Annotated in this window: 25 protein-coding genes; 15 read left to right on the top strand and 10 right to left on the bottom strand. The window is 61.7% G+C overall.

Features of this window, described 5'->3' with window-relative positions:
- Positions 1 to 106: 106 nt before the first annotated feature.
- The 3 genes from SMD27_RS21965 to SMD27_RS21955 form a co-directional block, all read right to left on the bottom strand.
- Entirely contained in the window at positions 107 to 496 is a 390-nt protein-coding gene (locus SMD27_RS21965; RefSeq protein ID WP_320510593.1) for a PRC-barrel domain-containing protein, read from the bottom strand.
- 59 nt (positions 497 to 555) lie between these two features.
- Positions 556 to 768 (bottom strand): hypothetical protein, encoded by a 213-nt coding sequence (locus tag SMD27_RS21960; protein ID WP_320510592.1) that lies wholly within the window; start codon positions 766 to 768, stop codon positions 556 to 558.
- Between the two features lie 84 nt (positions 769 to 852).
- Positions 853 to 1,272: a hypothetical protein gene (locus SMD27_RS21955; RefSeq protein WP_320510591.1), complete on the bottom strand. Its 420-nt coding sequence runs from the start codon at positions 1,270 to 1,272 to the stop codon at positions 853 to 855.
- Positions 1,273 to 1,462: 190 nt separating this feature from the next.
- On the opposite strand from SMD27_RS21955, the gene SMD27_RS21950 reads away from it, so the two are divergent.
- Positions 1,463 to 2,143, top strand: coding sequence for a UdgX family uracil-DNA binding protein (locus SMD27_RS21950; RefSeq protein WP_320510590.1), 681 nt, complete (start codon positions 1,463 to 1,465; stop codon positions 2,141 to 2,143).
- Positions 2,144 to 2,462: 319 nt separating this feature from the next.
- Positions 2,463 to 3,002 carry a sigma-70 family RNA polymerase sigma factor gene (locus SMD27_RS21945; RefSeq protein WP_320510589.1) on the top strand — a complete coding sequence of 180 codons (540 nt, stop codon included), beginning with the start codon at positions 2,463 to 2,465 and terminating at the stop codon, positions 3,000 to 3,002.
- 430 nt (positions 3,003 to 3,432) lie between these two features.
- On the opposite strand, the gene SMD27_RS21940 is transcribed toward SMD27_RS21945, so the two are convergent.
- From SMD27_RS21940 to SMD27_RS21930, 3 genes are all read right to left on the bottom strand, one after another.
- Entirely contained in the window at positions 3,433 to 3,807 is a 375-nt protein-coding gene (locus SMD27_RS21940; RefSeq protein WP_320510588.1) for a hypothetical protein, read from the bottom strand.
- 43 nt (positions 3,808 to 3,850) lie between these two features.
- Positions 3,851 to 5,068 carry a zinc-dependent alcohol dehydrogenase gene (locus tag SMD27_RS21935; protein WP_320510587.1) on the bottom strand — a complete coding sequence of 406 codons (1,218 nt, stop codon included), beginning with the start codon at positions 5,066 to 5,068 and terminating at the stop codon, positions 3,851 to 3,853.
- A gap of 152 nt (positions 5,069 to 5,220) precedes the next feature.
- Positions 5,221 to 5,433 (bottom strand): con-10 family general stress protein, encoded by a 213-nt coding sequence (locus SMD27_RS21930; protein WP_379990565.1) that lies wholly within the window; start codon positions 5,431 to 5,433, stop codon positions 5,221 to 5,223.
- 264 nt (positions 5,434 to 5,697) lie between these two features.
- Here SMD27_RS21930 and SMD27_RS21920 point away from each other — a divergent pair, with 264 nt between their 5' ends.
- The 13 genes from SMD27_RS21920 to nikR all read left to right on the top strand — a co-directional run bounded on the left by SMD27_RS21920 (position 5,698) and on the right by nikR (position 18,294).
- Positions 5,698 to 7,506, top strand: coding sequence for a helix-turn-helix domain-containing protein (locus tag SMD27_RS21920; RefSeq protein WP_320510586.1), 1,809 nt, complete (start codon positions 5,698 to 5,700; stop codon positions 7,504 to 7,506).
- A gap of 201 nt (positions 7,507 to 7,707) precedes the next feature.
- Positions 7,708 to 8,250, top strand: coding sequence for a flavin reductase family protein (locus SMD27_RS21915; protein ID WP_320510585.1), 543 nt, complete (start codon positions 7,708 to 7,710; stop codon positions 8,248 to 8,250).
- 12 nt (positions 8,251 to 8,262) lie between these two features.
- The gene (locus SMD27_RS21910) at positions 8,263 to 9,330 is read left to right on the top strand and encodes an LLM class flavin-dependent oxidoreductase (RefSeq protein WP_320510584.1); all 1,068 of its coding nucleotides are present in this window, start codon (positions 8,263 to 8,265) and stop codon (positions 9,328 to 9,330) included.
- An 89-nt stretch (positions 9,331 to 9,419) separates the two neighbouring features.
- Positions 9,420 to 10,148, top strand: coding sequence for a GntR family transcriptional regulator (locus SMD27_RS21905; RefSeq protein WP_320510583.1), 729 nt, complete (start codon positions 9,420 to 9,422; stop codon positions 10,146 to 10,148).
- 149 nt (positions 10,149 to 10,297) lie between these two features.
- A complete protein-coding gene (locus SMD27_RS21900; RefSeq protein ID WP_320510582.1) occupies positions 10,298 to 10,894 on the top strand; it encodes an amino acid synthesis family protein in 597 nt (198 codons plus the stop codon).
- On the top strand, positions 10,894 to 11,715 hold the full coding sequence (locus SMD27_RS21895; protein WP_320510581.1) for an alpha/beta fold hydrolase: 822 nt from the start codon (positions 10,894 to 10,896) through the stop codon (positions 11,713 to 11,715). The genes SMD27_RS21900 and SMD27_RS21895 overlap by 1 nt, the downstream gene beginning before the upstream one ends.
- Complete coding sequence (locus SMD27_RS21890; RefSeq protein ID WP_320510580.1) at positions 11,712 to 13,196, top strand: aldehyde dehydrogenase; 1,485 nt, start codon at positions 11,712 to 11,714, stop codon at positions 13,194 to 13,196. Before SMD27_RS21895 ends, SMD27_RS21890 begins: the two co-directional genes overlap by 4 nt.
- Before the next feature lie 25 nt (positions 13,197 to 13,221).
- On the top strand, positions 13,222 to 13,536 hold the full coding sequence (locus SMD27_RS21885) for an NIPSNAP family protein (RefSeq protein WP_320510579.1): 315 nt from the start codon (positions 13,222 to 13,224) through the stop codon (positions 13,534 to 13,536).
- Positions 13,537 to 13,568: 32 nt separating this feature from the next.
- Complete coding sequence (locus SMD27_RS21880; protein WP_320510578.1) at positions 13,569 to 14,609, top strand: ABC transporter substrate-binding protein; 1,041 nt, start codon at positions 13,569 to 13,571, stop codon at positions 14,607 to 14,609.
- A 65-nt stretch (positions 14,610 to 14,674) separates the two neighbouring features.
- A complete protein-coding gene (locus SMD27_RS21875; protein WP_320510577.1) occupies positions 14,675 to 15,541 on the top strand; it encodes an ABC transporter permease in 867 nt (288 codons plus the stop codon).
- Between the two features lie 4 nt (positions 15,542 to 15,545).
- On the top strand, positions 15,546 to 16,346 hold the full coding sequence (locus tag SMD27_RS21870; protein WP_320510576.1) for an ABC transporter permease: 801 nt from the start codon (positions 15,546 to 15,548) through the stop codon (positions 16,344 to 16,346).
- Entirely contained in the window at positions 16,343 to 17,437 is a 1,095-nt protein-coding gene (locus SMD27_RS21865) for an ABC transporter ATP-binding protein (protein ID WP_320510575.1), read from the top strand. The genes SMD27_RS21870 and SMD27_RS21865 overlap by 4 nt, the downstream gene beginning before the upstream one ends.
- Positions 17,438 to 17,817: 380 nt before the next feature.
- Entirely contained in the window at positions 17,818 to 18,294 is a 477-nt protein-coding gene (nikR, locus tag SMD27_RS21860; RefSeq protein WP_320510574.1) for a nickel-responsive transcriptional regulator NikR, read from the top strand.
- Between the two features lie 58 nt (positions 18,295 to 18,352).
- On the opposite strand, the gene SMD27_RS21855 is transcribed toward nikR, so the two are convergent.
- From SMD27_RS21855 to SMD27_RS21840, 4 genes are all read right to left on the bottom strand, one after another.
- Complete coding sequence (locus tag SMD27_RS21855) at positions 18,353 to 19,786, bottom strand: NAD-dependent succinate-semialdehyde dehydrogenase (RefSeq protein WP_320510573.1); 1,434 nt, start codon at positions 19,784 to 19,786, stop codon at positions 18,353 to 18,355.
- Between the two features lie 140 nt (positions 19,787 to 19,926).
- Positions 19,927 to 21,003: a GlxA family transcriptional regulator gene (locus SMD27_RS21850; RefSeq protein WP_320510572.1), complete on the bottom strand. Its 1,077-nt coding sequence runs from the start codon at positions 21,001 to 21,003 to the stop codon at positions 19,927 to 19,929.
- Positions 21,004 to 21,065: 62 nt separating this feature from the next.
- Positions 21,066 to 23,480 (bottom strand): GcvT family protein, encoded by a 2,415-nt coding sequence (locus SMD27_RS21845; RefSeq protein WP_320510571.1) that lies wholly within the window; start codon positions 23,478 to 23,480, stop codon positions 21,066 to 21,068.
- Between the two features lie 44 nt (positions 23,481 to 23,524).
- Entirely contained in the window at positions 23,525 to 25,078 is a 1,554-nt protein-coding gene (locus SMD27_RS21840; RefSeq protein ID WP_320510570.1) for a trimethylamine methyltransferase family protein, read from the bottom strand.
- Between the last annotated feature and the right edge of the window lie 263 nt (positions 25,079 to 25,341).

The raw sequence follows: 25,341 nt of genomic DNA, 5'->3' as shown, positions 1-25,341 counted from the left end.
CGCAGGATAGCCGCGTCGTAGCGCGGCCATCCCACACCAGTTAGGTTTATAGCCGGACAGGATAGGACGGGGCGCGCTGCGACCGGCTGCGGACGAGGAAAGAGTCTCACATCCAATAAGGCGGCACGCCATAGTGATTGTGCAGTCGTGTACCCCACTCCCTATCGGAATAGGTCTCTTCGGATTGCGCCTCGGGCGTGTTGCGTATGATGTCATCCTGCGCGTCGATGACATAACCCTCGCGACTGGTATCATAAGTTAGCACGGACCAGGGCAGCGCACGGCGCTGTGCGCCCATGCCGAGGAACCCACCGAAGCTGACCACTGCGTAAGCGACCTTGCCGCTCACTTTGTCGATCATCAGGTCTTCGACTTCGCCCAAGTTGTCGCCGTTCGAGTTGTAGATCGATGTTCGTTGGACCTTGTCGGCCGAAATAAGGCTATAGGTCTCGTCCTTGTTCAATGTCTTTTCACTCTTGGGTATTTGCGTTGCCATGATTGCCTCCTTCTTTGGGGGTGGGTGATCGCCAGAAAATGTTCAGAAATCCTTAAAACTCACGCATCTCGCGCGGCGCCGGTCTCGGTGACCGCATCCCGGATCGCCCGCTGCATATTTGCGATCTGGTGCTCCAGTTGCGCGATCCGCTGGAGCGCATCTCTCAAACATTGTGCAGCTTCCTTTCGGATTGCGGCGAGTTCCTCGGCGGAGGAGTCGCCCCTCTCGAGGCGCGCGATGAGGTTTTCGTAATCCGCATGTCGCAGTTCCATCCACGCCTCCGTCAGCTGTACCCACCGGGTAGATGGTCACACGGGTTACCGCCGGTCGAGCACCGTCAGCGAGGTAACCGTCCCTTAGGACCCGCCGCCGCCGCCGCCGCCGGAGCCACCACCTGAACCACCACCTGAGCCGCCCGCACCTCCGCCGGAGCCGCTACCTGAACCGCTGCCGGCGCCGCCACTGCCACCGCCTGAACCGCTGCCAGCGCCCGTGCCGTTGCCGCCACTATCGCCATTGCCGGCGCCCGAACCGTTCGTACCCATGCCGCCGGTATTGCCCTTGCTGGAATCGTTTTCGTTTACGCAAGCCCCGGAGGAATCTTCCGTTTGGCCGGTACCGCAAGCCGCAAGCTGGATGGGCTGCGCTTCGCTTCCGTTTGAACCGGCATGAGCACTCAAAGGCGTAGCGGCCAACGGCATGGCGAAAAGTGGGACAAGTGCAATGCCGCGGATAATCGAAAGCGAGCCGAGATATTTCGCGGTGGTTAAATTCACGATGGATGCTCCATTGCAGTAAAAGGCCGGTCGCTATTCACGCCTTTGCGATCCGCGACTTTTATCGGCCGACATATGGAAAGCAACATCCGGCATCTTTGCTTGTTCCCGTCACCTTCCTTCATCTCAATAAGGCGGAACAAGCGAGGCAAGCTGGTGTTGACCTTGCAGCCGACGGAGACTGCATCTGATGGAAGCAAGCCGTACAGCAAAGGCCGGCAAATCCCTCGCCGCCCTCGCCAAGGAAACGGCCACCTGCAAGCGCTGCGATATCTGGAAGTGCGGCGGACGTGCGGTATTCGGCGAAGGCGCGCTCACCGCATCGCTGATGCTGGTGGGTGAACAGCCGGGCGACCAGGAAGAGCGTGCCGGCCATCCTTTCGTCGGGCCCGCCGGCCGGATTCTCGATGAGGCCCTTGAAGCCGCGGGTTTTGACCGTGACATGGTTTATGTCAGCAATGTCGTGAAGCATTTCAAATTCGAGCCACGCGGCAAGCGGCGGCTGCATCAACGACCGACGGCAGGCGAGATCGACATTTGCAAATGGTGGCTGTGGCAGGAAGTACGGTTGGTGCAGCCGCGCCTGATTCTCGCATTGGGCGCTTCCGCAGTGCGGGGATTGCTGGGTAGATCCGTCGCCGTTGGCAAGTCGCGTGGACAGATCATGACGATCGGTATGCCAGATGCCGCAGCGGTGCCGGACACGATTCCGCAGGCAGACAAGTTACGGCGCGAGCGCGACTGGCAGGGCGCGCTGCTGGTTTCAATTCACCCATCTTTCATCCTTCGGCAACGCGACGACGCGTCACGTCATCGCGAAAAGCAAGGTTTCATCAGTGATCTGAAACACGCCAGGAAATATCTCGCCTAGGTGGGGCCGTCAGTCCATCCGGCCGCCCCGTAAAGCCAGCTATATGACAGGTGAGAGGCTGCATCCTACCGCAAGCGAGATCAGGGACAGCTCACGTGACCGGCTTCACCCGGGCCCTCGCTGCGATCATTGTGCCAACTCACCAACAACGCAGCTTCAGCGAGACAAAATATCGTGAATTCAGTAGCGGTTTTTTGTTTTCACCCCGGCCGTCCCTGCGCCTAAATCTGAGTGACAAGACGTTCAAGACTACTTCCCCCGACATATCTGTAGCGATTTACCGATCTAGCTCAATATCTGGCTCCAGGGAGTATTCGAGATGAAGAAAAACGACGATATCTTCCGTCGCATCGAAGAAGAGATCCCCCGGCTTCGGCGTTATGCCCTGTTTCTCACCCGCGATTCAGAGCGAAGCGACGATTTGATCCAAGAATGCCTGGTTCGTGCAATTGCCAATATCGACAAATGGCAGCCCGGTACGAACCTTCGCTCGTGGCTCATGACTATCCTTCACAACAGCTTCATCAACGAAGTGAAGAAGCGCAGCCCCGTCCTCACCAAGGACGGCAATCTCGATTCCGCGATCCCCCATAAAGGTAATCAGGAAGTTCGCCACGAGGTCCGCGACCTGCGCCGGGCCTATTCCTGCCTCAGTTCGTCGCACCGCCAGATCGTGCGGCTGATTTGCCTTGAGCAACGAGAATATAATGAGGTTGCCAATATTCTGGACATCCCCGTCGGCACCGTGCGCTCGCGTCTTTGCCGTGCTCGGGAACATCTGCGGGAACTGATGGATATTGGCACAGGCGGCACCCATCGCTTCGCTCCGCATCCGCAGGAGAACGACTATCGGCTATAGCGCATCGTGGAGAATTCCCGCGATCTAATCGAGGACGGGGGACCCGGTGTCCCCTCGCCTCATTCTTCGATATGCCGCAACAACATCAGCAAATTGAGCGCCATCACCCCCATCAATGCCCAAAGGTAATTGGATTTACCGGCGGATGGCGGAATCGGAGGCTCCAATCGAATGGCTGCTGCTTCCCCAGCACGAAGATCGAGAGGAAATCCGGCACGCGCTGCTCAACCGGTGAGATGGCCGTGGGCGTTGGCATAAACGAGGTCCCAATAGCCGGTCGGTTCATGCGCGGCCGAGGCCTTCATAGGCCCTGTGGTGCGTTCAGTTCGCGCGCGGTGGCACATCCAGTCGCAGAATCCGACCATCACCCAAAGCGGCAGAATGAAGTAAATAAGATTGACGGCGATTCCTGCCGTGTCCGCCCAACCGGTCAGGCCTGGTCCTGGACCAGGTCCTGTCGCTGTTCCGTAGCGCTCAGCGGCTCGGCGAGAATCACACCTTCTGACGGCTCATTGGGATCCAGAATGCCGAGGCTCTCCGTCGGCACTTCCTTGACGGCATAGAGCTTGACGTCGCTGAAGCCGGCGCATTGGCTTGGACTTTCGTTACCGATCTGGCCGGTGATGCCAAGCTGATTGCGCGCCGTGTTCAGCGCCCAACTCTCGGCGATCTCCCGGGCAAAGGCCGCGCTACCCGCGGCAACAACGACTTTCCGCCAGATGGTACGGTCCTGCCAGCGGGGATCGGCCGGTTCGGCGACGGGTTCAATCAACCATAAATGACGTGGGTGCGTGGATTGGCTCATGGTCAGGCTCCCTAGGTGACTACTGGTTTGGTTTGCCGGTTGGTTAGCTTGATGCCTCCAGCTTTAGCTCCACCTTGGTCCAACCGCATTTGCGCTGGTCGAATTGCTTATAAGCCTCAAGCGCGTCCGATAGCGGCTCGCCCTTGGTGAGGATGCTGGTCGGATCGACGATATCGCTGCGCACCAGATCGAGCAGATGCGGAATGTATTTCCGGTGATTGCAATTCCCCATCTTGATCGTGAGGTTCTTGTTCATCGCCTGCCCGATCGGAAAACTGTCGGCGCCGGGAGGATAGACGCCGATGATGGCGAGGGTTCCGGCTTTCGCCAAAGCCTCGGTCGCCCATTGCAGGACCTGGCTCGGCGCATCGCCCGGATGCCAGTTGCCGTTGCTCGGTTTTTGCTTCGGCGCGACCTTCTTCACTTCCTGGTCGAATTTTTTTGCCTGGTCGCGTGATGGCTTGGCCGGTCCTTCATGCGCGTGCATGGCGTCGATGCCGACGGCATCGATGGCGCGGTCCACGCCGATCCCCCCGGTCAGCTGCAAGATCGTTTCGACCGGATTCTCTTCGTCGAAGTTCACCGTCTCCGCGCCTTGTTGCCGCGCCATATCCAGGCGATCGGGATAGCAATCCACCGCGATTACCCGACCCGCCCCGTGCAGTTTGGCGCTAAGGATGGCGAACTGCCCCACCGGCCCGCAGCCGAAGACAGCCACCGTATCGCCATCGCGGATCTCAGCAAGGTCGGCGCCGAAATAGCCGGTCGGGAAAATGTCCGATAGCAGGATGGCCTGATCGTCCGAGACATCATCCGGCAATTTCACCAGGCCGACATGTGCATAAGGGATACGCGCTTTTTCCGCCTGCAGGCCATGGAAGGGACCTGTCGAACCGGGTCCGCCGAAGAAGGCAGTGCCGGCGCGATTGCCTTTCGGGTTGGCGGTATCGCATTGCGCGTAATAGCCGGCCCGGCAATAAGAGCAACTGCCGCAGGCGATGGTAGAGGGAATGACCACGCGATCGCCGACCCTCAGGTTGCGTACCATGTCGCCGAGTTCTTCGATCACGCCGACGCCCTCGTGGCCGAGGATGGTTCCCGGCTTCATATCCGCCATGGTGCCGCGGATCATGTGCAGATCGGTGCCGCAAATTGCTGAGGCCGTCAGCCGGACGACGGCATCGGTCGGCTGTTCGATGCGCGGCTCGGCCACCTCTTCCAGGCGAATATCGCCGATGCCATGAAATACCACTGCTTTCATCACCGCCTCCTTCCGCTGTTCACTCAACAGCGCGCCTGCCGATCCGTTCCGCGCGACATCCACGCAAAGAAATCGCCCGGAAGCAAAAGCCCCAATATGAAACGGGGCGGAAGTCATCCTTCCGCCCCGCTCGTTAGTGCTACCTTAAAGCTTTAGGAGCGGCCGCCCTTCCGGCCCGCTTCCGATGCGCGTTCGCGGTCATTGGCGAAGTTACCGCCGCTTTCATGACCGCCCTTGCGTCCAGCTTCAGAAGCGCGTTCCGGATCGTTCTTGAAGTTACCGCCACTGGCGTGGCCGCCCTTGCTGGCAATCTCACGCTGTTTGTCTTGGTCCATCGAAGCGAAACCGCGTTTTTCCTGAGCCATTATGCTCTCCTTGGTCTGTTGCTTTCGAATTTCTGACCGCGACTTGCAAATGCCCATCGACTAGGTGCCGACCACATTCGCTTCTAGCGCCACGGTCATACAGCAAACTGATGGGCAGCCAGGTCGTTCCGACGAAAAACCGCTTCGCCTCGCATATTTTTTGCGGGACGGCAGGTTGAGTGAGCTTGTGGGAGCAAGCTTTACCGCAGCCGGCAATCGTGCAACCCTCCGCTTCGCATGGACTTCCTGCTCGCTGGATGACGAATGGCTGCACGGCTGACCGAGCGATTGAAGAGTTTGGGGCATATCGCCAGCCTGGTGAATGCCGGCAGCGCCCTGCCCGAAGTCCTGTCGCTCATTACCACGGCGGTTTGCCAGCGTTCCTCCTGGAGCAGCGCCGCCATCATGGCGGTGGATGAAGCGAGCGGTTATTCGGTGCTCGTCGCCCGCTACGATCCCCTCTTCGCCGACCGCACCAAAGGCGCGGTCGATCGCTGGCTTTTGCAGACCAGCCCGGTGAAGACGGTGCTGGATGCACGCCAGACGATGATCATCGACGATGCCCAGGCCCTGCCGGATTCCGCCGGCTATCGCCAGGAAGCGATGGAACGCGATTATCGCACCGTCGTGCTGCTGCCTTTCAGTGCACGTGACGAGCAAGGCCGCAACATGGTGCTCTCCGTCCATGCCCATGAGGTCCGCAAGGTCGATGCCGAGGAAACCGCTTTTCTGGAAACCGTGGCGCTCCTCGGATCGCTGGCGGTTGAAAAGGCCCATCGCCTGTGGCTGGAAGCGCAGCAGAATGACTCGCTCCGCCAGGCGCTGGAGATCCATCAACATGCCATGGAACGGGTGCTGACGACGGAAGATACCGAGGCCTTCATCGAACTCTGCCGCCGCTATCTCGACCGCACACTCCTATTGGTCGATCTCACCACCAATCAAGTGACCTCGGCCGGCGATACCACGGGCCTCAACTGGCCGGACCGTGTGGCACCGGCAACCTTCCGTCAGTTGGCGCAGATCGTGCGCGAAGCCGAGATCGGTCAGTTCGAACAACTGCGCCGTTTGTCTCTGCTCGGTTATGGCGAGATTGATGCCATCGTCGAGCCCTGCACCGCCGGTGGCGATGTCCTTGGCGGCATCCTGCTGTTGAGCGACGACCGCGCGCTCGATGCCGTCGAGGCCCTGACCGCGCAGGAATTGCGCGCCGCCTTCGCCATGCTGTTGTTGCGCCGCCGCATCCGGTTCGATGTGCAAGCGGAAACCCATGGCGAATTCTTTTCGCGCCTCTTCAGCGGCGATTGGCGCGACGAGGCGGCAACCTTCGCGCGCGCCCATCATCTGCAATTGCCGCTCGATGAGCCGGCACGTCTGGCCGCGCTGTCGCTCGCGCCGGCCACAGGCAAAGGAACGGCCAAAGGACCGGCGGCCAGCAGCGCCGATATCGAACAGGCTCTCGCCCGCCTGGCGCGACAACGCCTGGCCGGCGCCACCGCCTTTGCCGAAAATGCGACGACGGAAGCGGGCGGCACGACCTATATCATCTTCTTGCCGGAACGGGGCGCCAGCGCGAAGGCGGCGCGGCAATTGCTCGAACAGATGATTGAGGAGATCGCCTGGCTCTCCCAGGCCAAGCCTGTCGCTTGCCTGAGCGCTCTCTGTCAGCGCCTGGAGGATTACCGCGATGCGCGGCGCGATTGCGATCGCCTGCTGAAACTGGCCGCCCGCGTGGGCCGGCGCGGCATCGTCGAAAGCGGCGATTTCGGCCCCCTCGCCCGGTTGATCGCCATTGCCGATCCCGATGCGTTGCGCAGCTTCGTCGAGGAAACCCTGGGCGCGATCGAGGACTATGACCGCGCCCATGACGGCAATCTGCTGCCCACGCTCGAGCGTTTCCTGGCCAATAGCGGGCGTTACCAGGCGACGGCCGATGCCCTCGGGATTCACGTCACCACCCTCCGCTACCGGCTCCAGCGCCTAACCGATGTCTTTAAGCTGGACTTGGAAGATCCCGATACCCGGATCGCCCTTGACGTCGCCTTGCGGGTGCGCGGCACCCTGGCAGGCTAGACAACAGCAGTAATATCAGTGGGTTATATGGTATGGACTGCCCTTCCGCAGGAGCCCTCCAGGCTTGGTTGCTTGAAAACCTACCGGCCACTGCTCCGAAGCAGAGCATAAATAACCCCTGCCTTCCTCGGACTCATAGGAAGAACGCCCCCTCCCCATCCCTTATCCTTTTCTTAGAAACCAATCGGACGGGAGGTCCAGATGACGAAACCGGTAGCAGCGACCAGCGATATCCGCGAATTGCGCCGCACCCTCGGCTGCTTCGCGACCGGCGTCACCGTCGTCACCACGCTGGATGCCACCGGCCAGCCGCGCGGCATGACGGCGAATTCCTTTACCTCGGTCTCCCTCGAACCGGCTTTGATCCTGGTCTGTGTTGCCAAGTCGGTACCGATCCTCGCCGCTTTCGACAGCGCCGAGGGCTTCGCTGTCAACATCCTCGACGAACAGCAGCGCGATCTCTCGACCCGTTTCGCGACGCCCAGCGCCGATAAATTCGCCGGCGTGAGCTGGCGGCCTCGCATCACCGGCGCGCCGGTACTCGACAATGTCCTGGCCTATCTCGATTGCCGCCTGCATCAGCGCATCGATGCCGGCGATCATGTGATCCTGATCGGCGCCGTCGCCGATTACGGCCGCATCGATGCTTCGCCCTTGCTCTTCTGCCGCGGCAGCTACGGCGCTATCGCCGCCGAAACTGCTCCCGATTTTCCGACGGCCACCACCGTCGCCACTGTCAACTGAAGGACCGTTTCCATGAAATTCAGCCTCGCCATCAATCTGGAACGCATGAACCCCAGCACCGATATGCGCGACGTCATGCGCCATACCTTGGACATGGTGCAGATGGCCGAACGCGGCGGCTTCGAAATCGCCTGGGCGGCGGAACATCACGCAATCGAAATGACCATCGCGCCCAATCCATTCCAGATCCTCGGCTGGTGGGGTTCGCATACCAGTACCATCCGCCTTGGCACCGCGGTCGTCGTGGCGCCTTACTGGCATCCGATCCGCGTTGCCGGCGAGGCGGCGATGCTCGATCTCCTCACCAACGGACGGCTGGAATTCGGCATCGGCTGCGGCGCCTATCAGCGCGAATTCAACCGCATGGCGGGCGGGGTGAAGGCGCAGGAAAGCGTGCCTTATATGCTGGAAATGCTGCCGCTGGTGAAGCAGCTCTGGCAGGGCGATGTCGAGCATCACGGCAAATACTGGTCCTTCCCCAAGGCAACCTCCACCCCGAAGCCCTTGCAGAAGAATCCGCCGATCTGGGTCGCGGCGCGTAATCCGGTCTCCTTCGACTGGGCCGTCGCCAATGACTGCAACATCATGACCTGGGCGATGACCCGCGATTTCCACGAAGTCGAGACCTATAAGCAGCGTTTCGAAGACTCGCTCGCCAAGGCGCCGGCGGGCACCAAGCGGCCGCGCCTCTCCACCATGCGCCACACCGGCGTCTATGCCCGTGCCGATGACTGGGAGCCCTATGTTAATTCCATGCGCCGCGTCGCCGGCCAGTTCGAGAACCTGTTCCGGGAACTGGGCGATGTCGATAACGGCTTCCCGGAGCAGGTCGATCTCGCGGCGTTGGAACATCGCGCGGAATACGATGCCGACATGCTGCGCACCAATCTGATGTTCGGCACGCCGGATGAGGTCATCGCCAAGCTGAAGCGCTACGAAGCGCTCGGCTTCGACAACTTCATCTATTACGCCTCTTATGGCCTGCCGATGGAGTTGCAGCGGAAATCCCTGAAGCTATTCGTCGACGAAGTCATGCCGGCTTTTGCCGAGCGGCCGGGTCTGAAGAGGGTGGCGGAATAAGCGGGCGGGAACGGATGCAGCTTGCAAGCGACGATTGGCCGGTTGTAATGCTGGGATCGGCAATGCCCGGCAAAAAGGCGATTCCTGCAATGACGAGTCAAAAAGAACGCGGCGGGCTTTCCTCGCTCAAGGTCAGCAAAAGCACCGTCACCCTGCGCCAGCAGGTGCTGGATGTGTTGCGCCGCGCCATCCTGGAATTCCGTTTCAAGCCGGGCGACCGGCTGATCGAGCGCGAGTTGTGCGAGCTGACCGGCGTCAGCCGCACCAGCGTGCGCGAGGCCCTGCGCCATTTGGAATCCGAAGGCCTGGTGCAGAACATCCCCAACAAGGGACCCAGCGTCGCCATTGTGACGCCGGAAGATGCCCAGCATATCTACGAGGTGCGCGAGGCGCTGGAAGGTCTGGCCGGCCGCCTCTTCGCCGAACGCGCGACAACCAAGGAAATTAATGCCCTTCAGAGCGCGCTGCAGAAACTGGAAGCCGCCTTCGCCACAGGCGATACGCGCGAAATCGTGGCCGAAGCGACGCATTTTTATGACGTACTGCTGGAAGGCTGCGACAACCATCTCATCCGGGACATGATCCGCTCGCTCCATGCCCGGGTCGTCTTCCTGCGCGCCACGTCGATGTCGCAACCCGGGCGGGCCCCTGGCAGCCTCAATGAGATGACCAAGATCACCGAAGCCATCTGCCGGCGTGATCCCGATGCGGCGGAAACCGCCTGCAAGGAACACGTACGTCTGGCCCGCAATGCAGCCCTCGACATGCTGCGGCGCCAGGACGCGATCCAGCCGCATTCACCGAGACTTACAGGATAAAAGAGGGGTGGCAATCGGCCGCTATCGAAGCAGTCGAAATGGCTATATTAGATAATCTCTAATATGGCATACCAGAAACCGGGAAGGGCACCAAAGAGGCCCGCAAGAGAGAGCCATTCCGCGTAACTCATTGATGGAAGAGAGATAAAATGGACCTGCAGCTTCGCAAGATCGTCACCCATACCGAGGATATCTTCATCGAGGGCGGCAAGGCCGGCACGAAGCCGGTTCGCATGGTGGCGGCCGCGGCGGTGCTGCGCAATCCCTGGGCCGGACGACCTTTCGTCGAAAATCTGCGTCCGGAGATCCTCGGCATCGCCCCGAAGATCGGCGAGCATCTGGTGCCGATCATCCTGGAACGCTGCGGCGGCAAGGACGGCGTCGAGGCCTATGGCAAGGCCGCCGTCGTCGGCAGCAATGGCGAGGTCGAACATGCCTCCGCCCTGATCCACACTTTGCGCTTCGGCAATCTCTATCGCGAAGCGGTCGGCGGTAAGAGCTATCTCAGCTTCACCAACAAGCGCGGCGGTCCCGGCTGCGCCATCGCCATTCCGATGACCCATAAGAATGACGAAGGCATGCGCTCACATTATCTCACGATCGAATTCACCATCGACGATGCCCCGGCCCCGGATGAAGTCGTGGTCGCGCTCGGTGCTGCGACGGGCGGGCGCCTGCATCCCCGCATCGGCGATCGCTATATCGACATGAAGGAAATCGAAGCGGAAAAGGCCGCGCGCGCGTGATGACCGAGGCGGTTCCGCAGAATCTCAGCGGCACACGCTGCCTTGTGGAAGGCAAGGACGATGGCACGCCCATCGTCCTGATCCACGGTGTCGGGATGGATCTCTTCATGTGGGATGCCGTGGCCGCCGAGCTGCGGCAATCCTACCGTGTCATCCGCTATGACATGCAGGGTCATGCCGGCAGCGCCAAGCCGGCCGGCCCCTACAGCCTGGCGGATTACGTGGCGCAGCTTGACCGGCTGTCCGATGATCTGAAGCTCGACCGTTTTCATCTGGTCGGCTTCTCCATGGGCGGTTTGGTGGCGCAGGGCTATGCCGTCGGTCATCCCAACCGGGTCGATCATCTGGTCGTGGTCAATACCGTCTATAACCGCACGCCGGATGAACGCGCCGCGATCACCGCGCGTGTCGCCGATGTTCGCAATGGCGGCTATCCCGCCAGTGTCGAAGCCGCGATCGATCGCTGGTTCACGCCGGATTTTCGCCGCGATCACGGCGCCACCGTGGAGGCGGTGCGCAAGCGCATGCTGGGCAACGATCTCGAACCCTATGCCAATGCCTATGCGGTCTTCGGTTCAGCCGATGCAGAACTGGTGGAGAGCGTTGCGGAGATCCATTCTCCCACTTTGGTGATTACCGGATCGGACGATCAGCGCTCCACCGCCGCCATGGCACGGGCGCTGGCTGCACGCTTGCCGCAAGGTCGGCTTGAGATCATTGCCGGGCAGCGTCACCTGACGCCCCTGGAAGTACCGGGGCAACTCGCGGCCTCGATCCGTAATTTCATCACCGGGCCGCACGCAGCGAGAGCCGCCTCATGAGCGAGATCACCTCCTACCGAATGTTCATCGACGGCGCCGGGTGCGATGCCGCCGATGGCGCCACGCTGGAAAGCGTCAATCCGGCAACCGGCGATGTCTGGTGCCGCTTCCCCAATGCCGGCGCGGCCGATGTCGACCGGGCCGTCAAAGCCGCGCATCGCGCCATGACCAAAGGACCGTGGTCGACAATGACCGCGACCCAGCGCGGCAAATTGCTCTTCCGCCTCGCCGATCTCATCACCGAACAGGCCGATAAAATCGCCGAGGTCGAAACCCGGGATACCGGCAAGTTGATCCGCGAGACCAAGGCGCAGATCCGCTATGTTGCCGATTACTTCCGCTATTTCGGCGGCGCTGCCGACAAGCTGGAAGGCTCCACCCTGCCGATCGACAAACCGGATCTCTTCGTCATGACGGTGCGCGAGCCGATCGGCGTCGTCGCTGCCGTGGTACCGTGGAATTCGCAGCTCATGCTCTCGGCGGTGAAGATCGGCCCTGCCCTCGCGACCGGCAATTCGGTGGTGCTGAAAGCCTCGGAACACGGGCCGACGCCGCTGATCGAACTGGTGCGGCTGTGCCATGAAGCCGGCTTCCCCGCCGGTTCGATCAATGTCGTGACCGGCCTTGGCGATCCCTGCGGCAAGACGCTGACCAGCCATCCGCTGGTCGCCCGCATCGCCTTCACCGGCGGGCCTTCCACCGCCCGCCACGTCATACGCAATAGCGCCGAGAACTTCGCCACCGTATCCCTGGAGCTCGGCGGCAAGTCGCCGATGCTGGTCTTCGAGGATGCCGATCTGGACAGCGCCGCCAATGGCATCGTCGCCGGCAATTTCGGTGCGACCGGGCAAAGCTGCGTCGCCGGCACCCGCGTCTTCATCCAGGACAAGGTCTTCGACCAGGTGCTGGAAAAAGTCGCGGCGCGGGCCAGCAGCATCCGCATCGGCGATCCGCTCGACACCCAAAGCGAAATGGGGCCGCTCGCGACGAAAGCGCAGCTCGATCATGTCGAGGCCGCCGTCGCCGCCTCGGTCCAGGAAGGTGCGAAGTTAATCACCGGCGGGCAGCGTCCGTCCGGCTTCGGCAAGGGCTGGTACTACCAGCCGACCATCCTTGCCTGCCCCGGCCAGCACATAACCAGCATGCGCCAGGAATTGTTCGGCCCGGTCCTCAGCGCCATCCGTTTCAAGGACGAAGCGGACGCCATCGCCATGGCCAATGAGACCGAATTCGGTCTCGCCGCCGGCATTTTCAGCCGGGACGGCGCGCGCAGCTTGCGGGTGATGCGCCAGCTGCGCGCCGGCATCGTCTGGATCAACACCTATCGTGCGGTCTCGCCTATGGCGCCCTTTGGCGGTTATAAAAACAGTGGCTCGGGCCGCGAGGCGGGCATGGAAAGCCTGCTCGACTATACCCGGGTAAAAACCGTCTGGATCAATACCGGCACCGAGCCGATGGGCGATCCATTCATCATGCGTTGAAGATGCGTTGGAGGGGACAAGACCAATGATCTATGAACATCGTACCTATCGTTTGCGCAATGGCGCAGTACCCGAATATTTCCGCCTGGTGGAGAGCGAGGGCATCGCCATCCAGCGCAAGCATCTCGGCAATCTCATCGGCTATTTCACCACCGAGATCGGGCCCCTGAACCAGATTATCCATATCTGGGCTTTCGAAGACCTCGCCGACCGCGCTCGCCGCCGCGCCTCGCTGGCCGCCGATCCGGACTGGCTGGCTTTCTTACCAAAGATCCAGGTGCTGATCGAGACCGCTGAAAACAAGATTCTGAAACCGGCGCCGTTTTCGCCGCTGACTTAACTAATTCGCAAAAAAACGGGAGGGCTATGAAGATGATTACACGTCGACATCTGCTGCAGACTGCCGGCTTGGGGGCCGGGGCTCTGGCATTGGGGGCCATGCCGGCTTCGCGCCTGCTGGCCGCCGGCAATCTCACTTTCGTCAGTTGGGGCGGCACCACCCAGGACGGCCAGAAGGCGTCCTGGGCCGATCCCTTCACCCAGAAGACAGGCATTGACGTGCTGCAGGACGGGCCGACCGATTACGGCAAATTGAAAGCCATGATCGATGCCGGCAACACCGTCTGGGACGTCGTCGACGTGGAAGGCGATTATGCCTATCAGGCGGCCGAGAACGGCCTGCTGGAGCCGATCGATTATTCCATCGTGAAGAAGGACAATCTCGATCCGCGCTTCTCCTTCGACTATGGCGTCGGCAGCTTCTATTATTCCTTCGTCCTCGGCTACAACAAGGATGCCGTCGGGTCGAATACGCCGGAAGGCTGGGCCGATATCTTCGATACGAAGAGATTCCCCGGCAAGCGCTCCTTCTGGAAATGGTCAAGCCCCGGTGTCCTGGAAATGGCCCTGCTGGCCGATGGCGTCGCGCCCGACAAGCTCTATCCGCTTGACCTTGACCGCGCCTTCGCCAAACTGGACACCATCAAGAAGGATATCTTGTGGTGGGCCAGCGGTGCCGAATCGCAGCAGCAGCTTGCCTCCGGCGAAGTGGCGCTGGGCAAATTTTGGAACGGCCGCATGTATGCCCTGGAACAATCGGGCGCCAATACCGGCATTTCCTGGAAGCAGAACATGGCGCTGGCGGATATCCTGGTGGTGCCGAAGGGCACGAAAAACAAGGAAGCGGCGATGAAGTTCCTGGCTTTGGCGGCCAGTCCCGAAGGCCAGGCGGCTTTCGCCAACGCCACCGCCTATGCGCCGACCAATACCGCGTCGATCCCGCTGGTCGACAAGAAGATCCAATCGATCCTGCCCTCCGAACATACCGAGAGCCAGATCACCCTCGATATGCGCTACTGGGCGAAGAATCGGGACGAGATCGGCAAGCGCTGGTACGCCTGGCAAGCCGCCTGATCGATTGATGTCGTAACCGGCAGGGTGGTCTGCAGACCACCCTGCCCCGATTATTTGTGAGAGCCATGTTCGAGGCGATCAGTAACAACCCCTATCGCAGCCTGCGCGCGCCGCGGGTTGACCTGCGCCGATTGCGCCCGGCCTTGCCGGCGCTGATCTTTCTGTTCGTGTTCATGGTGGTGCCGCTCTCCAGCCTGCTGCTGCTCAGCGTGACCAAGCCGGAAATCGGCCTTGGCAATTATATCAGCCTGCTCGGCGATGCGACCTACGGCCGGGTGCTGCTAAACACCTTCACCATTGCCGCGATCGTCACTCTGGTCACTCTGATCATCGCCTATCCGGTGGCCTGGCTGCTGGCGATCCTGCCCTCGCGCGTCTCACAGATCTTCTTCGCCATCATCCTGCTCTCCATGTGGACCAATCTGCTAGCCCGCACCTATGGCTGGATGGTGCTGCTGCAGCGCACCGGTGTCATCAACCGCATGCTGATGGAGATCGGCCTGATCCACCAGCCGCTGCCGCTGATCAACAATCTCGTCGGCGTCACCATTGGCATGACCTATATCATGCTGCCCTATGTCATCCTGCCGCTGCATGCGACGATCTCCGGCATCGATCCGGCAATCATGCAGGCCGCCGCCATCACCGGCGCGAAGCCGCGCCAGATCTTCTGGCATGTGATGCTGCCGCTCTCCCTGCCCGGCATCGGCGCCGGCTGCATGATGGTCTTCGTCATGGCGCTCGGCTATTACGTGACGCCGGCTCTGCTCGGCGGCACCGCCAACATGATGCTGGCGGAAATGATCGCCCAGCAGGTCCAGTCGTTGCTGAACTGGGGCCTGGGCAGCGCCGCGGCCTTCATCCTGCTTGCCGTTACATTGATCTTCTACGCCATCTATGTCCGGGCCATCGGGCTCGGCCGGGTGAGGTAACACCATGCTGCTCAATCTCAACCGCATGGGTCCGGGCCGCTACGTCCTCTATGCCATCGGCGTTCTGACGGCCCTCTTCCTCCTTCTGCCAGTGGTCTTCATTGCCGCCCTCTCCTTCGGCTCCTCGCAATGGCTGCAATTCCCGCCGCCGGGCTGGACGCTGAAATGGTATGCGGCGATCTTCAACGATCCGCGCTGGATGGATTCGATCTGGACCAGCGTGAAGGTCGCCTTCACGGTGATGGTGCTGTCGATCGTGCTGGGCCTGCCGGCCGCCTTCGCACTGGTGCGCGGCAAGTTCCCCGGCCGTACCGTGCTGCATGCCTTCTTCATCAGCCCGATGATCGTCCCGGTGATCATCCTGGCGATCGCGCTTTACGCCTTCGTGCTGAAATTTGGCCTCAACGGCACCTTCATCGCCTTCGTCGCCGCGCATCTCATCATCGCCCTCCCCTTCTCGGTAATCTGTATCGTCAATTCGCTGGAAGGTTTCGATGAATCGACCGAGAAAGCGGCCATCGTCTGCGGCGCGACCAAAGCGGAAGCGATCTTCCGCGTGACCTTGCCGGCAATAAGGCTTGGCATCTTTTCTGCCGCCTTGTTCTCGTTCCTCGCGTCCTGGGATGAGGTGGTACTGGGTATTTTCATGGCCAGTCCCATCTTGCAGACCCTGCCGGTCAAGATGTGGACCACCTTGCGCCAGGATTTGACACCGGTGATCGCTTCGGTTTCGACCCTGCTGATCGCTTTGACCATCGTCATCATGATCATTACGGCGTTCTTGCGACGGAGATATGCAAGATGAGCGGACAGGCTCCTTTGGTGAATATTCGTAATCTGGTGAAGCACTTCGGCCCGGTCGCCGCCGTCGATGACGTCTCCCTGCAGGTTGGCGAGGGCGAGTTCCTCACCTTCCTCGGCTCATCCGGCTCGGGCAAGACCACGACACTCTTCATCGTCGCCGGCTTCGAAGACCCGACGGGTGGTGATGTCGAGATCGACGGCCGCTCGGTACTGAGCGTGAAGCCGAACGAACGCAATATCGGCATGGTGTTCCAGCGCTACACACTCTTCCCGCATATGACCGTGGCGCAGAATGTCGGATTCCCCCTGATGGTGCGCCGCCGGCCGAAGGCGGAGATCGACAAGGCGGTCAAGGATATGCTCGACCTGGTGCAGCTCGGCGCCTATGCCGGCCGCAAGCCCAGCGAACTCTCCGGCGGCCAGCAGCAGCGCGTCGCCCTCGCCCGCGCCCTCGTTTACAAGCCGCGCATCCTGCTAATGGACGAACCGCTGGCGGCGCTCGACAAGCGCCTGCGCGAGGATATCCAGCAGGAGATCCGCCGCATCCACCGCGAGCTCGGCGTCACCATCCTCTATGTCACCCATGACCAGGAGGAAGCCTTGCGCATGTCCGACCGCATCGCCGTCTTCAGCCATGGCAAGATCGCGCAGATCGGCAGCGGCGCCGATCTTTACGAACGCCCGGCCGATGCCTTCGTCGCCGGCTTCATCGGCAATTCCAATTTCCTCCAGGGCTCGGTGGTGCAGAGCCAGCAGGACCAGGTCGCCGTGCGGTTGGATGACGGTACCGTCATTCGCGGCAATACCCGGCACCCGATCGCCACCAATGCCCGCGTCCGCCTGATGATCCGCCCCGAACGCCTGACACTCACGCCATCCAACGACCAGCATGATCAGAGCCTCGATGTGACACTCAGCGACACCACCTATCTCGGTGACATGCTGCAGCATGAAGTGGTGACCGCCTGGCAGCAGCGCATCACTGTCCGTACCAACGACCACGCGGCCGCAGCCTCCGGCAACGCCCTGAAGCTGCATTTCGCCAGCACGGATGTCATGGTCTTCGAAGACAGCAGCCGCGCGACGGCGTAAGCGGCGGCATTTCAGCATGCCCGCAAGCGGCTGGCCGTGCGGCCTATCCTTGCACGGCGCCAGCTCTCAACGCACCAAAACACGATTGTCCCCCTCGGGCTTGACCCGAGGGTCCACGGCAACAACCGCGCCCGCCATCTTCCATGGACCCTCGGATCAAGGCCGAGGGTGACAATACAGTTTGGCGTTGGCGGTGTGCGATCATCATCCGGCAGGATTGATAACAAACGGCTTTGTTGCGGGTGCCGTTCGACGACGGCCGGCGAGACCGTCGCGCCCCTGCGACAACTGCCGACTGCCTCACACCGACAGTTGCCATGACCGCCCCCGATCGCGCTATGATGGTGGCAAGACCGTCACGACGCGCAGGGAGCCGGCATATGGAACGCATCACCATCACCATCGACAGTGATCTGCTGGCCGAGCTCGACAACCTGATCGAGCGGCGTGGCTATCAGAACCGCTCCGAGGCGCTGCGTGACCTCGCCCGGGCCGGCCTGCAAAGCGCGGCGCTGGAAGATGACGAGGCCCGGCATTGCGTGGCGGCCCTGGTCTATGTCTACGATCACACCGCACGGGAACTGCCGAAGCGCCTGACCGATTCAGCCCACGACCACCACGATCTCGGCCTCTCCACCCTGCATGTGCATCTCGATCACGATAGCTGCATGGAAGTGGCGGTTTTGCGCGGGCCGACCCGCAATGTGCGGGCCTATGCCGATCACGTCATCGCCGAACGCGGCGTCAAATACGGCCGAACCTTCATGATCCCCGCCAATCTGCAATCCGATAACCATGAACACGGGCATGGCCATCACCACCGCCACGACCACATCCACGTCGGGAAGAGCGAGTAAAGAAAAACGGCCGCCAGGTCGTGGCAGCCGCTCTCTGTTCTGCTTGCGTTACCGATAATCAGAGGCTCATCAGCGTCGCGTATTTGGTGTTGAGATAGGGTTCGATGGCCTCACTGCCGCCTTCGGAGCCATAGCCGGAATCCTTGATGCCGCCGAAGGGCACTTCCGGCAGGCCGAGGCCGAAGTGATTGACCGAGACCATGCCGGATTCGATATCGGCGATGGCAGAATTGGCCCGGTCCATCGAGCGGGTGAAGACATAGGCCGCGAGACCGTAAGGCAGGCGGTTGGCTTCCGTGAAGGCTTCCTGCTTGTCCGAGAATTTGGAGATGAGCGCGACCGGGCCGAAGGGTTCTTCATTCATCACTCGCGCCGTCTTCGGCACATCGACCAGCACGGTCGGTTCGAAGAAATAGCCGCGATTGCCGATGCGGTTGCCGCCGGTCAGCACCTTGGCGCCGTGCTTGACGGCGTCCTGGATCAGGCTTTCCAGCGCCGGGATGCGGCGAGAATTGGCGAGCGGCCCCATCGCCGTCTCCGCGTCCAGGCCATTGCCCACCTTCACCTGCTTCGCCGCCGCGACGAACTTCTCGACGAAGCGGTCGTAAGTAGCTTCCTGCACCATGAAGCGGGTCGGCGAGACGCAGACCTGGCCGGCATTGCGGAACTTGGCGCCGCTGGTGCCGGCAACCGTCGCATCGAGATCGGCATCGTCGAACACGATGACGGGGGCATGACCGCCGAGCTCCATGGTGGCGCGCTTCATATGCTCGCCGGCGAGGCCTGCCAGCTTCTTGCCGATGGCGGTCGAGCCGGTGAAAGAGATCTTCTGAATGACCGGATGCGGGATCAGGAATTCCGAGATCTCATGGGGCACGCCATAGACCAGATTGATCACACCGGCCGGCACGCCGGCATCGGCGAAGGCCTGGACCAGCTTGGCCGGGGCCGCCGGGGTTTCCTCCGGTGCTTTCAAAATGATCGAGCAGCCCGCGGCCAGCGCCGCGCCGATCTTGCGCGTCGCCTGGTTGATGGGGAAATTCCAGGGAGAGAAACCGGCGACCGGGCCGACCGGTTCGCGCAGCACATGCTGATGCACATTGCCGGCGCGGGCCGGGATGATGCGGCCATAGGTGCGCCGCGCTTCTTCCGCCAGCCAATCGATGATATCCGGCGCCGCCATGACTTCCATCTTGGACTGCGCCAGCGGCTTGCCCTGCTCCATGGTCATCACCCGGGCGATCTCATCCGCCCGTTCGCGCAGCAGATCGGCCGCCTTGCGCATGATCTTCGAGCGATCGAAGGCGGAAACCTTGCGCCAGATCGCGAAGCCCTTCTGCGCGGCCTGCGCCGCCGCTTCCAGATCGGTGCGGCCGGCATGGGCGACATGGCCGATGACTTCCTCGGTTGCCGGATTGAGAACCGGAATATTGCGGCCATCGGCAGCCTGGACCCCTTTGCCATCGATAAAGAGCAAAGTATCGGGATACATCTGAAATTCCTTTTACACCAATGAGACGCTTGCGGTGCCTGCAGATGCGGCCGTCGGTCTCGTGGAAGACGGCGGCTAATCTAGGCGCTGGGCCGCCGCCTGCCAAGGCGCGTCTTGGCGCGAAATCGCGCGAAAACCCTTCAGGCTACATTGGTTTTCGGAATTGCGCGGTCGTCGCTCGGCGCGGTCCCGAATTGCTTGCGATAACATTTGGAGAAATGCGAGGCCGAGGTGAAGCCGGTCGCGATCGCCACGGCGATGATGCTGAGGTCGGTGTGGCGCAGCAGCGATTGCGCGCGGTTCAGCCGCACCGACAGATAATATTCGGAGGGCGTCATGCCGAGATAGTCGCGAAACAGCCGCTGCAATTGGCGCTGCCCGACGGCCGCCTGTTTGCTGATCTCCTCAAGGCTGACCGCTTCCTCGACATTGGCGGCGATGGCATCAAGAGCACGGTCGAGAATCCGGTTATAGGCGATGCCGGGCAGCTTCGCATGCCGGTATTGGCGCGGCGTCTCCGTCGGCAGGCGATCGCAGTTCAGCCGGTCGCCGACATAGCGCGCCGTTGCCGGCGAGCAATGGCGGGCGATGACATGCAAGGCGAGATCGAGACTTCCGAGCCCACCGCAGCAGGTGATGAGCTTGCCGTCCACCTCGAACGACTGGCGGCGCATCTCGGTATCGTCATGCATCAACCGCCAGACCGCCTGCATATCGGCATGCACGGCGACCCGCCGGCCGGTCAGCAGGCCGGCTTTCGCCAGCAGCAAAGATGCCCGACCGATCGAGACGATGCGAGCATAATTGCGCGTCGCCTGGCGCAGCGAGGCGCCAGTCTTTACGTCAAGCTCTCCATCACCACCGAGGATGACGAGATTGCGCGTGAAAGCCCGGCGGCCATCGAGCGGAGCGGTCGCAATCGGGACGCCGAGCGAAGATACCACCCGCCCCGCTTCCATGGCACCGATGCGCCACATGAAGCGGACGCTTTGTTCCGCCTGGTTGGCGAGGCCGAAGGTATCGGTGATGGCCGAGAGATCGCCAAGATCGAAACCCGGCAACAGCAGGATGTCGAGGGCGATCTCACCGCTCAGCGTATCAACATAAAGCGGCGCCTCAGCCGGCCGTGCCGCCATGCTGTTACGCATCTCATTGAGACGCGCCTGTGCGATGCGGCGTTTTCCCGGGTCGGGCAAATGGACGAGGCTGGAGCACATTGTCGATCGGCACTCCTGGGCAAGTAAACGGGGACGGCTTTGGCCACCGTCCCCGCCAGCAATCAGCCACGCATCCTGCCGCCATTGGCGTCGTAAAGCGGCTGGGCTTGGATCTCCGCCGGATAACGCTCGCCGTTGATCTCCACCTCGACCTTGGTGCCGCCTGTGGCGAGGTCCACCGGCACATAGCCGAAGGCGACGGACTTGCCGGTGGCATGGGCATAGCCGCCCGAACTGACATAGCCGACCGCCTTGCCGCCCACCAGGATCGCCTCGTCATTGGAGACGTCGATATCCTTCGTGTCGATGACCATGACCACCAGCTTCTTCTTCGGACCGGTTTCGCGTTCTGCCGAGGCCGCTTCCTTACCGATGAAGTCCTTCTTCCAGTCGATGAAGGCATCGAGGCCGCTTTCCGCGGCGGTGAAATCCGGTCGGAAATCGAGGCCCCAGACGCCCCAGCTCTTTTCCAGGCGCAGGCTCATCAACGCCCGGCCGCCATACCAGCGCAAGCCAAGCTCGGCGCCCACCTGCTCCACCGATTCGGCCAGGCGAAGCTGGTATTGCGGCGCGACATAGATTTCATAGCCGAGCTCGCCCGAGAAGGAGACGCGAGCCAGGATGGCCGGCACGCCGGCAACGAAGGTGCGTCGGATATTGAGGAACTTGAAGCCCTCGGCCGAGACATCCTCGCGCACCAATTGCTCCAGCACCTGCCGCGATTTCGGCCCCGACAGCGCCAGGCCATGCAGCTCATCCGACATGTTGCGATAGCTGACGCCGCTTTCCGGCAGATGCCGTTCGAACCAGCGCCGATGGGCTTCCTGCATCATGCCGGAGCCGAACAGCATGAAGTGATCTTCGGCGAGGCAGGCCACCGTCAGATCGCCATAGAGCTTACCTTTCGGCGTCAACATCGGGGTCAGGGCGAGACGGCCTTGCTTCGGCAATTTGCCGGCCAGCACGCGGTCGAGATAGGCGCGCGCCCCCGGTCCCTTGAATTCGTGCTTGGCGAAGTTGGCGATCTCGATTACGCCGACATTCTCGCGCACGGCTTTCACTTCGCGCGCCACATAATCATGCGCCCGTGAGCGGTTGAAGGTCGGCTGTTCGTGGGCATCCGCCGGACCGTCGGCGAACCACAAAGCGTGCTCCAGGCCGAAACCTTGGCCCCAGACGGCGCCCTTCTGCGTTAGGCGGTCATAGAGCGAGGTGGTTTTCTGACGTCGGCCTTTGGGCAGGGTTTCGTTGGGGAAGGTCATCACGAAACGGCGTTCGTAATTCTCGGTGGATTTCACTGTGCCCCATTCCGGCGTCGCGTAATTTCCGAAGCGCGCGACATCCATCGCCCAGACATCGATCGACGGCTCGCCATCGATCATCCATTCCGCCATGCAGAGGCCGACGCCGCCCCCCTGGCAGAAGCCGGCCATGACGCCGACCGCCACCCAGTAATTGCGCATGCCGGGAACCGGGCCGATCATTGGATTGCCGTCGGGGCCGAAGGTGAAGGGGCCGTTGATCATGTTCTTGATGCCGGCGCGGCCGAGAGCGGGGATGCGCTCGAAGCCCAGTTCCAGACGCTCGGCAATATTGTCGAGCTTCGGCGCCAGCAATTCATGGCCGAAATCCTGCGGCGTGCCCTTGACCGACCAAGGTGTGGCGCGCGGCTCATAGGTGCCGAGCAGCATGCCGTGGCGTTCCTGGCGGAAATACATATTGCCTTCGTAATCGATACCGGCCGGCAGGCGTTCCTCGCCCCGCGCGACAATCTCTGGAATATCCTCGGTGATCAGATAGTGATGCTCCATCGGCTGCACCGGCAGATGCAGGCCAGCGAGATGGCCGACCTCGCGCGCCCAGAGGCCGCCGGCATTGACGATCATCTCGGCATGGATATTGCCATTCGGCGTGATCACGTCCCAGCTGCCGTCCGGCCGCTGATTGGTCTCGATGACCGGCGTCTGGGTATAGTATTTCGCACCATAGACCTTGGCTGCCTTGGCATAGGCATAAGTAACGCCGGACGGATCGACATCGCCGTCCAGCGGATCCCAGAGGGCCGCGATGTAATGCTTCGGATCGATCAGCGGATGGCGTCGGGCGGCTTCCTCGACGCTGATGAATTCCTGGTCGAGACCCATATAGCGCGCCTTGGACCGCTCGCGCTTCAGATAATCATACCAGGTCTGGTTGGAGGCGAGATAGAAGCCGCCGGTCGAATGCATGCCAACCGACTGGCCGGAGACCTTCTCGATCTCCTTATAGAGATTGATCGTGTAGCCCTGCAGCCGGGAGATATTGGGATCGGAGGAGATCGTGTGGATCTGCCCCGCCGCATGCCAAGATGAACCGGAGGTCAGCTCCTTGCGTTCGAGCAGGATGACATCCTTCCAGCCGAACTTGGCCAGGTGATAGAGGATCGAGCAGCCGACAACGCCGCCGCCGATGATTACTACGCGCGCTTCCGTTTCCATAACGCTACCTTGTTCGTCTTGTTTCTGTGTGGGTCTAGCGACGCTCAGTACCACTGATCGGCGATGGTTGCCTTCTTGCGCGCCACGAAATCCTTCAATGCTTCATCCACCGCGGGATCGAGTGCCGGCGCCTGATACTCCGCCAGCAGCTTCTTGATCCGCCGTGCCGAGCGGTCGACAGCGTCCAATTCGCCGCCTTCCTGCCATTGCTCGAAAGGACCGTTATCTGCCACCTCGGATTCCCAGAAGGCGGTGCGGTAATTCTCCACCGTATGGGCGCAGCCGAAGAAATGCTTGCCGGGGCCGACTTCCTGGAAGGCCGAGAAGGCAAGCTGGTTCTCGTCGATCTGGATGCCGGCGAGATAGCGATGCAGCGAGGCGCAGAAATCGGCGTCCTGGATGAACTTCTCATAGCCCATGGTCAGGCCGCCTTCCAGCCAGCCGGCGGAATGCAGGATGAAATTGGCGCCGCATTGCACCGCCGCCAGCATCGACATGGCGCTTTCCGTCATCGCCTGGCCATCGGCGATCTTCGATGCCGTGAAGGCGCCGGAGCAGCGCAGCGGCAGATTGAGCCGCCGCGCGAGCTGGCCGATCACCAGCGACCCCGCCGCCGGTTCCGGTGTGCCGAAAGTCGGCGAGCCCGAGCGCAGAGCGGTAGAGGACAGGAAATTGCCGAAGATCACCGGGCAACCCGGCCGCACCAGCTGTGTCAGCGCGCAGCCGGCCATGGTTTCCGCCAGCGACTGGGCGATGGCGCCGGCCATCGTCACCGGTCCCATGGCGCCGCCCAGGATGAAGGGCACGATCACGCAGGCCTGGTTGGCCGCAGCATAGGCGCGCAAGGCATTGGTCATGGTCGCGTCATAGACCAGCGGCGAATTGACGTTGATATTGCCGAGGATGACGCAGTTCTTATCGACGAATTCCTTGCCGAAGACGATGCGCATCATCTCGATCGAGTCTTCCGCGCGCTCCTGCGCCGTCACCGATCCCATCAGCGCCTTGTCGGAATAGCGCAGATGCGCCGAGACCATGTCGAGATGCCGCTTATTGACCGGTACATCCACCGGCTCGCAGACCGTGCCGCCGGAATGATGCAGCCAGGGAATCATGTAAGTGAGTTTGACGAATTTCTCGAAATCAGCGATCGAGCCGTAGCGCCGCCCGTCCTGCAGATCGCGCACGAAGGGTGAGCCATAAGCAGGCGCGAAGACGACGCTGTCATCACCGATCACGACCGAGCGCGCCGGATTGCGCGCATGCTGAGTGAAGGAACGGGGCGCCGTCTTCAGGATGCTGCGGATCAGGCCGCGGGGGAATTTCACCAGCTCGCCCGTCACATCCGCGCCGGCCTCGCGCCACAGCCGCAGGGCTTCCGGATCGTCGCGGAATTCTAAGCCGATCTCGGCCAGGATCTTGTCCGCCGCCTCTTCGATGGCGACCAGCGATTCCTCGTTCAGGATGTCATAGGTCGGCACCTGCCGCCGGATGCCGGCGATCGCCGCCGGAGCCGCGCCAGCTTCCGGGGGTCCGCGCCGTTTCGCCCGTCTTTGTCGGGATCCGGTGCTGTCGGCGGTAGCGTGTTCTTCGGTCATGGGAGCGGCCTTGCCTCAATTATAGGTAATGTCAGAATCCGGCTAATAGGATGTTTTGTCGAGGTTTTGCCGTAAAGCCTCATAAACATAATGGGAGAGAAAACATAAAGTAATGAGCCTTCCCCCAGGCCCCGCCATAAAGGACCGGGCCGCGGCACCGGCCCCCGCCTCCTCCACATTTATACTGTCCTTTCAATCGCCTGCTTGGCTGCCGTCGAGGTCCGGCCATTGCGTGCCCCAAGCAGCTCGGTAACGAAGCCGAC

It is taken from the genome of Dongia soli (assembly GCF_034044715.1).
GTDB lineage: Bacteria > Pseudomonadota > Alphaproteobacteria > Dongiales > Dongiaceae > Dongia_B > Dongia_B soli.
The sequence above is the reverse complement of the archived record's forward strand: the minus strand, read 5'-3'. Positions and strand labels throughout refer to the sequence as shown.

Coding starts and splice junctions, on each gene's coding strand:
- SMD27_RS21940 (WP_320510588.1), bottom strand. CDS start 3,807: ATGAGCCAATCCACGCACCCACGTCATTTATGGTTGATTGAACCCGTC.
- SMD27_RS21915 (WP_320510585.1), top strand. CDS start 7,708: ATGACGAAACCGGTAGCAGCGACCAGCGATATCCGCGAATTGCGCCGC.
- SMD27_RS21965 (WP_320510593.1), bottom strand. CDS start 496: ATGGCAACGCAAATACCCAAGAGTGAAAAGACATTGAACAAGGACGAG.
- SMD27_RS21950 (WP_320510590.1), top strand. CDS start 1,463: ATGGAAGCAAGCCGTACAGCAAAGGCCGGCAAATCCCTCGCCGCCCTC.
- SMD27_RS21930 (WP_379990565.1), bottom strand. CDS start 5,433: ATGGCTCAGGAAAAACGCGGTTTCGCTTCGATGGACCAAGACAAACAG.
- SMD27_RS21875 (WP_320510577.1), top strand. CDS start 14,675: ATGTTCGAGGCGATCAGTAACAACCCCTATCGCAGCCTGCGCGCGCCG.
- SMD27_RS21890 (WP_320510580.1), top strand. CDS start 11,712: ATGAGCGAGATCACCTCCTACCGAATGTTCATCGACGGCGCCGGGTGC.
- SMD27_RS21935 (WP_320510587.1), bottom strand. CDS start 5,068: ATGAAAGCAGTGGTATTTCATGGCATCGGCGATATTCGCCTGGAAGAG.
- SMD27_RS21870 (WP_320510576.1), top strand. CDS start 15,546: ATGCTGCTCAATCTCAACCGCATGGGTCCGGGCCGCTACGTCCTCTAT.
- SMD27_RS21880 (WP_320510578.1), top strand. CDS start 13,569: ATGATTACACGTCGACATCTGCTGCAGACTGCCGGCTTGGGGGCCGGG.
- SMD27_RS21960 (WP_320510592.1), bottom strand. CDS start 768: ATGGAACTGCGACATGCGGATTACGAAAACCTCATCGCGCGCCTCGAG.
- SMD27_RS21850 (WP_320510572.1), bottom strand. CDS start 21,003: ATGTGCTCCAGCCTCGTCCATTTGCCCGACCCGGGAAAACGCCGCATC.
- SMD27_RS21900 (WP_320510582.1), top strand. CDS start 10,298: ATGGACCTGCAGCTTCGCAAGATCGTCACCCATACCGAGGATATCTTC.
- nikR (WP_320510574.1), top strand. CDS start 17,818: ATGGAACGCATCACCATCACCATCGACAGTGATCTGCTGGCCGAGCTC.
- SMD27_RS21920 (WP_320510586.1), top strand. CDS start 5,698: ATGGCTGCACGGCTGACCGAGCGATTGAAGAGTTTGGGGCATATCGCC.
- SMD27_RS21945 (WP_320510589.1), top strand. CDS start 2,463: ATGAAGAAAAACGACGATATCTTCCGTCGCATCGAAGAAGAGATCCCC.
- SMD27_RS21865 (WP_320510575.1), top strand. CDS start 16,343: ATGAGCGGACAGGCTCCTTTGGTGAATATTCGTAATCTGGTGAAGCAC.
- SMD27_RS21905 (WP_320510583.1), top strand. CDS start 9,420: ATGACGAGTCAAAAAGAACGCGGCGGGCTTTCCTCGCTCAAGGTCAGC.
- SMD27_RS21840 (WP_320510570.1), bottom strand. CDS start 25,078: ATGACCGAAGAACACGCTACCGCCGACAGCACCGGATCCCGACAAAGA.
- SMD27_RS21845 (WP_320510571.1), bottom strand. CDS start 23,480: ATGGAAACGGAAGCGCGCGTAGTAATCATCGGCGGCGGCGTTGTCGGC.
- SMD27_RS21885 (WP_320510579.1), top strand. CDS start 13,222: ATGATCTATGAACATCGTACCTATCGTTTGCGCAATGGCGCAGTACCC.
- SMD27_RS21895 (WP_320510581.1), top strand. CDS start 10,894: ATGACCGAGGCGGTTCCGCAGAATCTCAGCGGCACACGCTGCCTTGTG.
- SMD27_RS21855 (WP_320510573.1), bottom strand. CDS start 19,786: ATGTATCCCGATACTTTGCTCTTTATCGATGGCAAAGGGGTCCAGGCT.
- SMD27_RS21910 (WP_320510584.1), top strand. CDS start 8,263: ATGAAATTCAGCCTCGCCATCAATCTGGAACGCATGAACCCCAGCACC.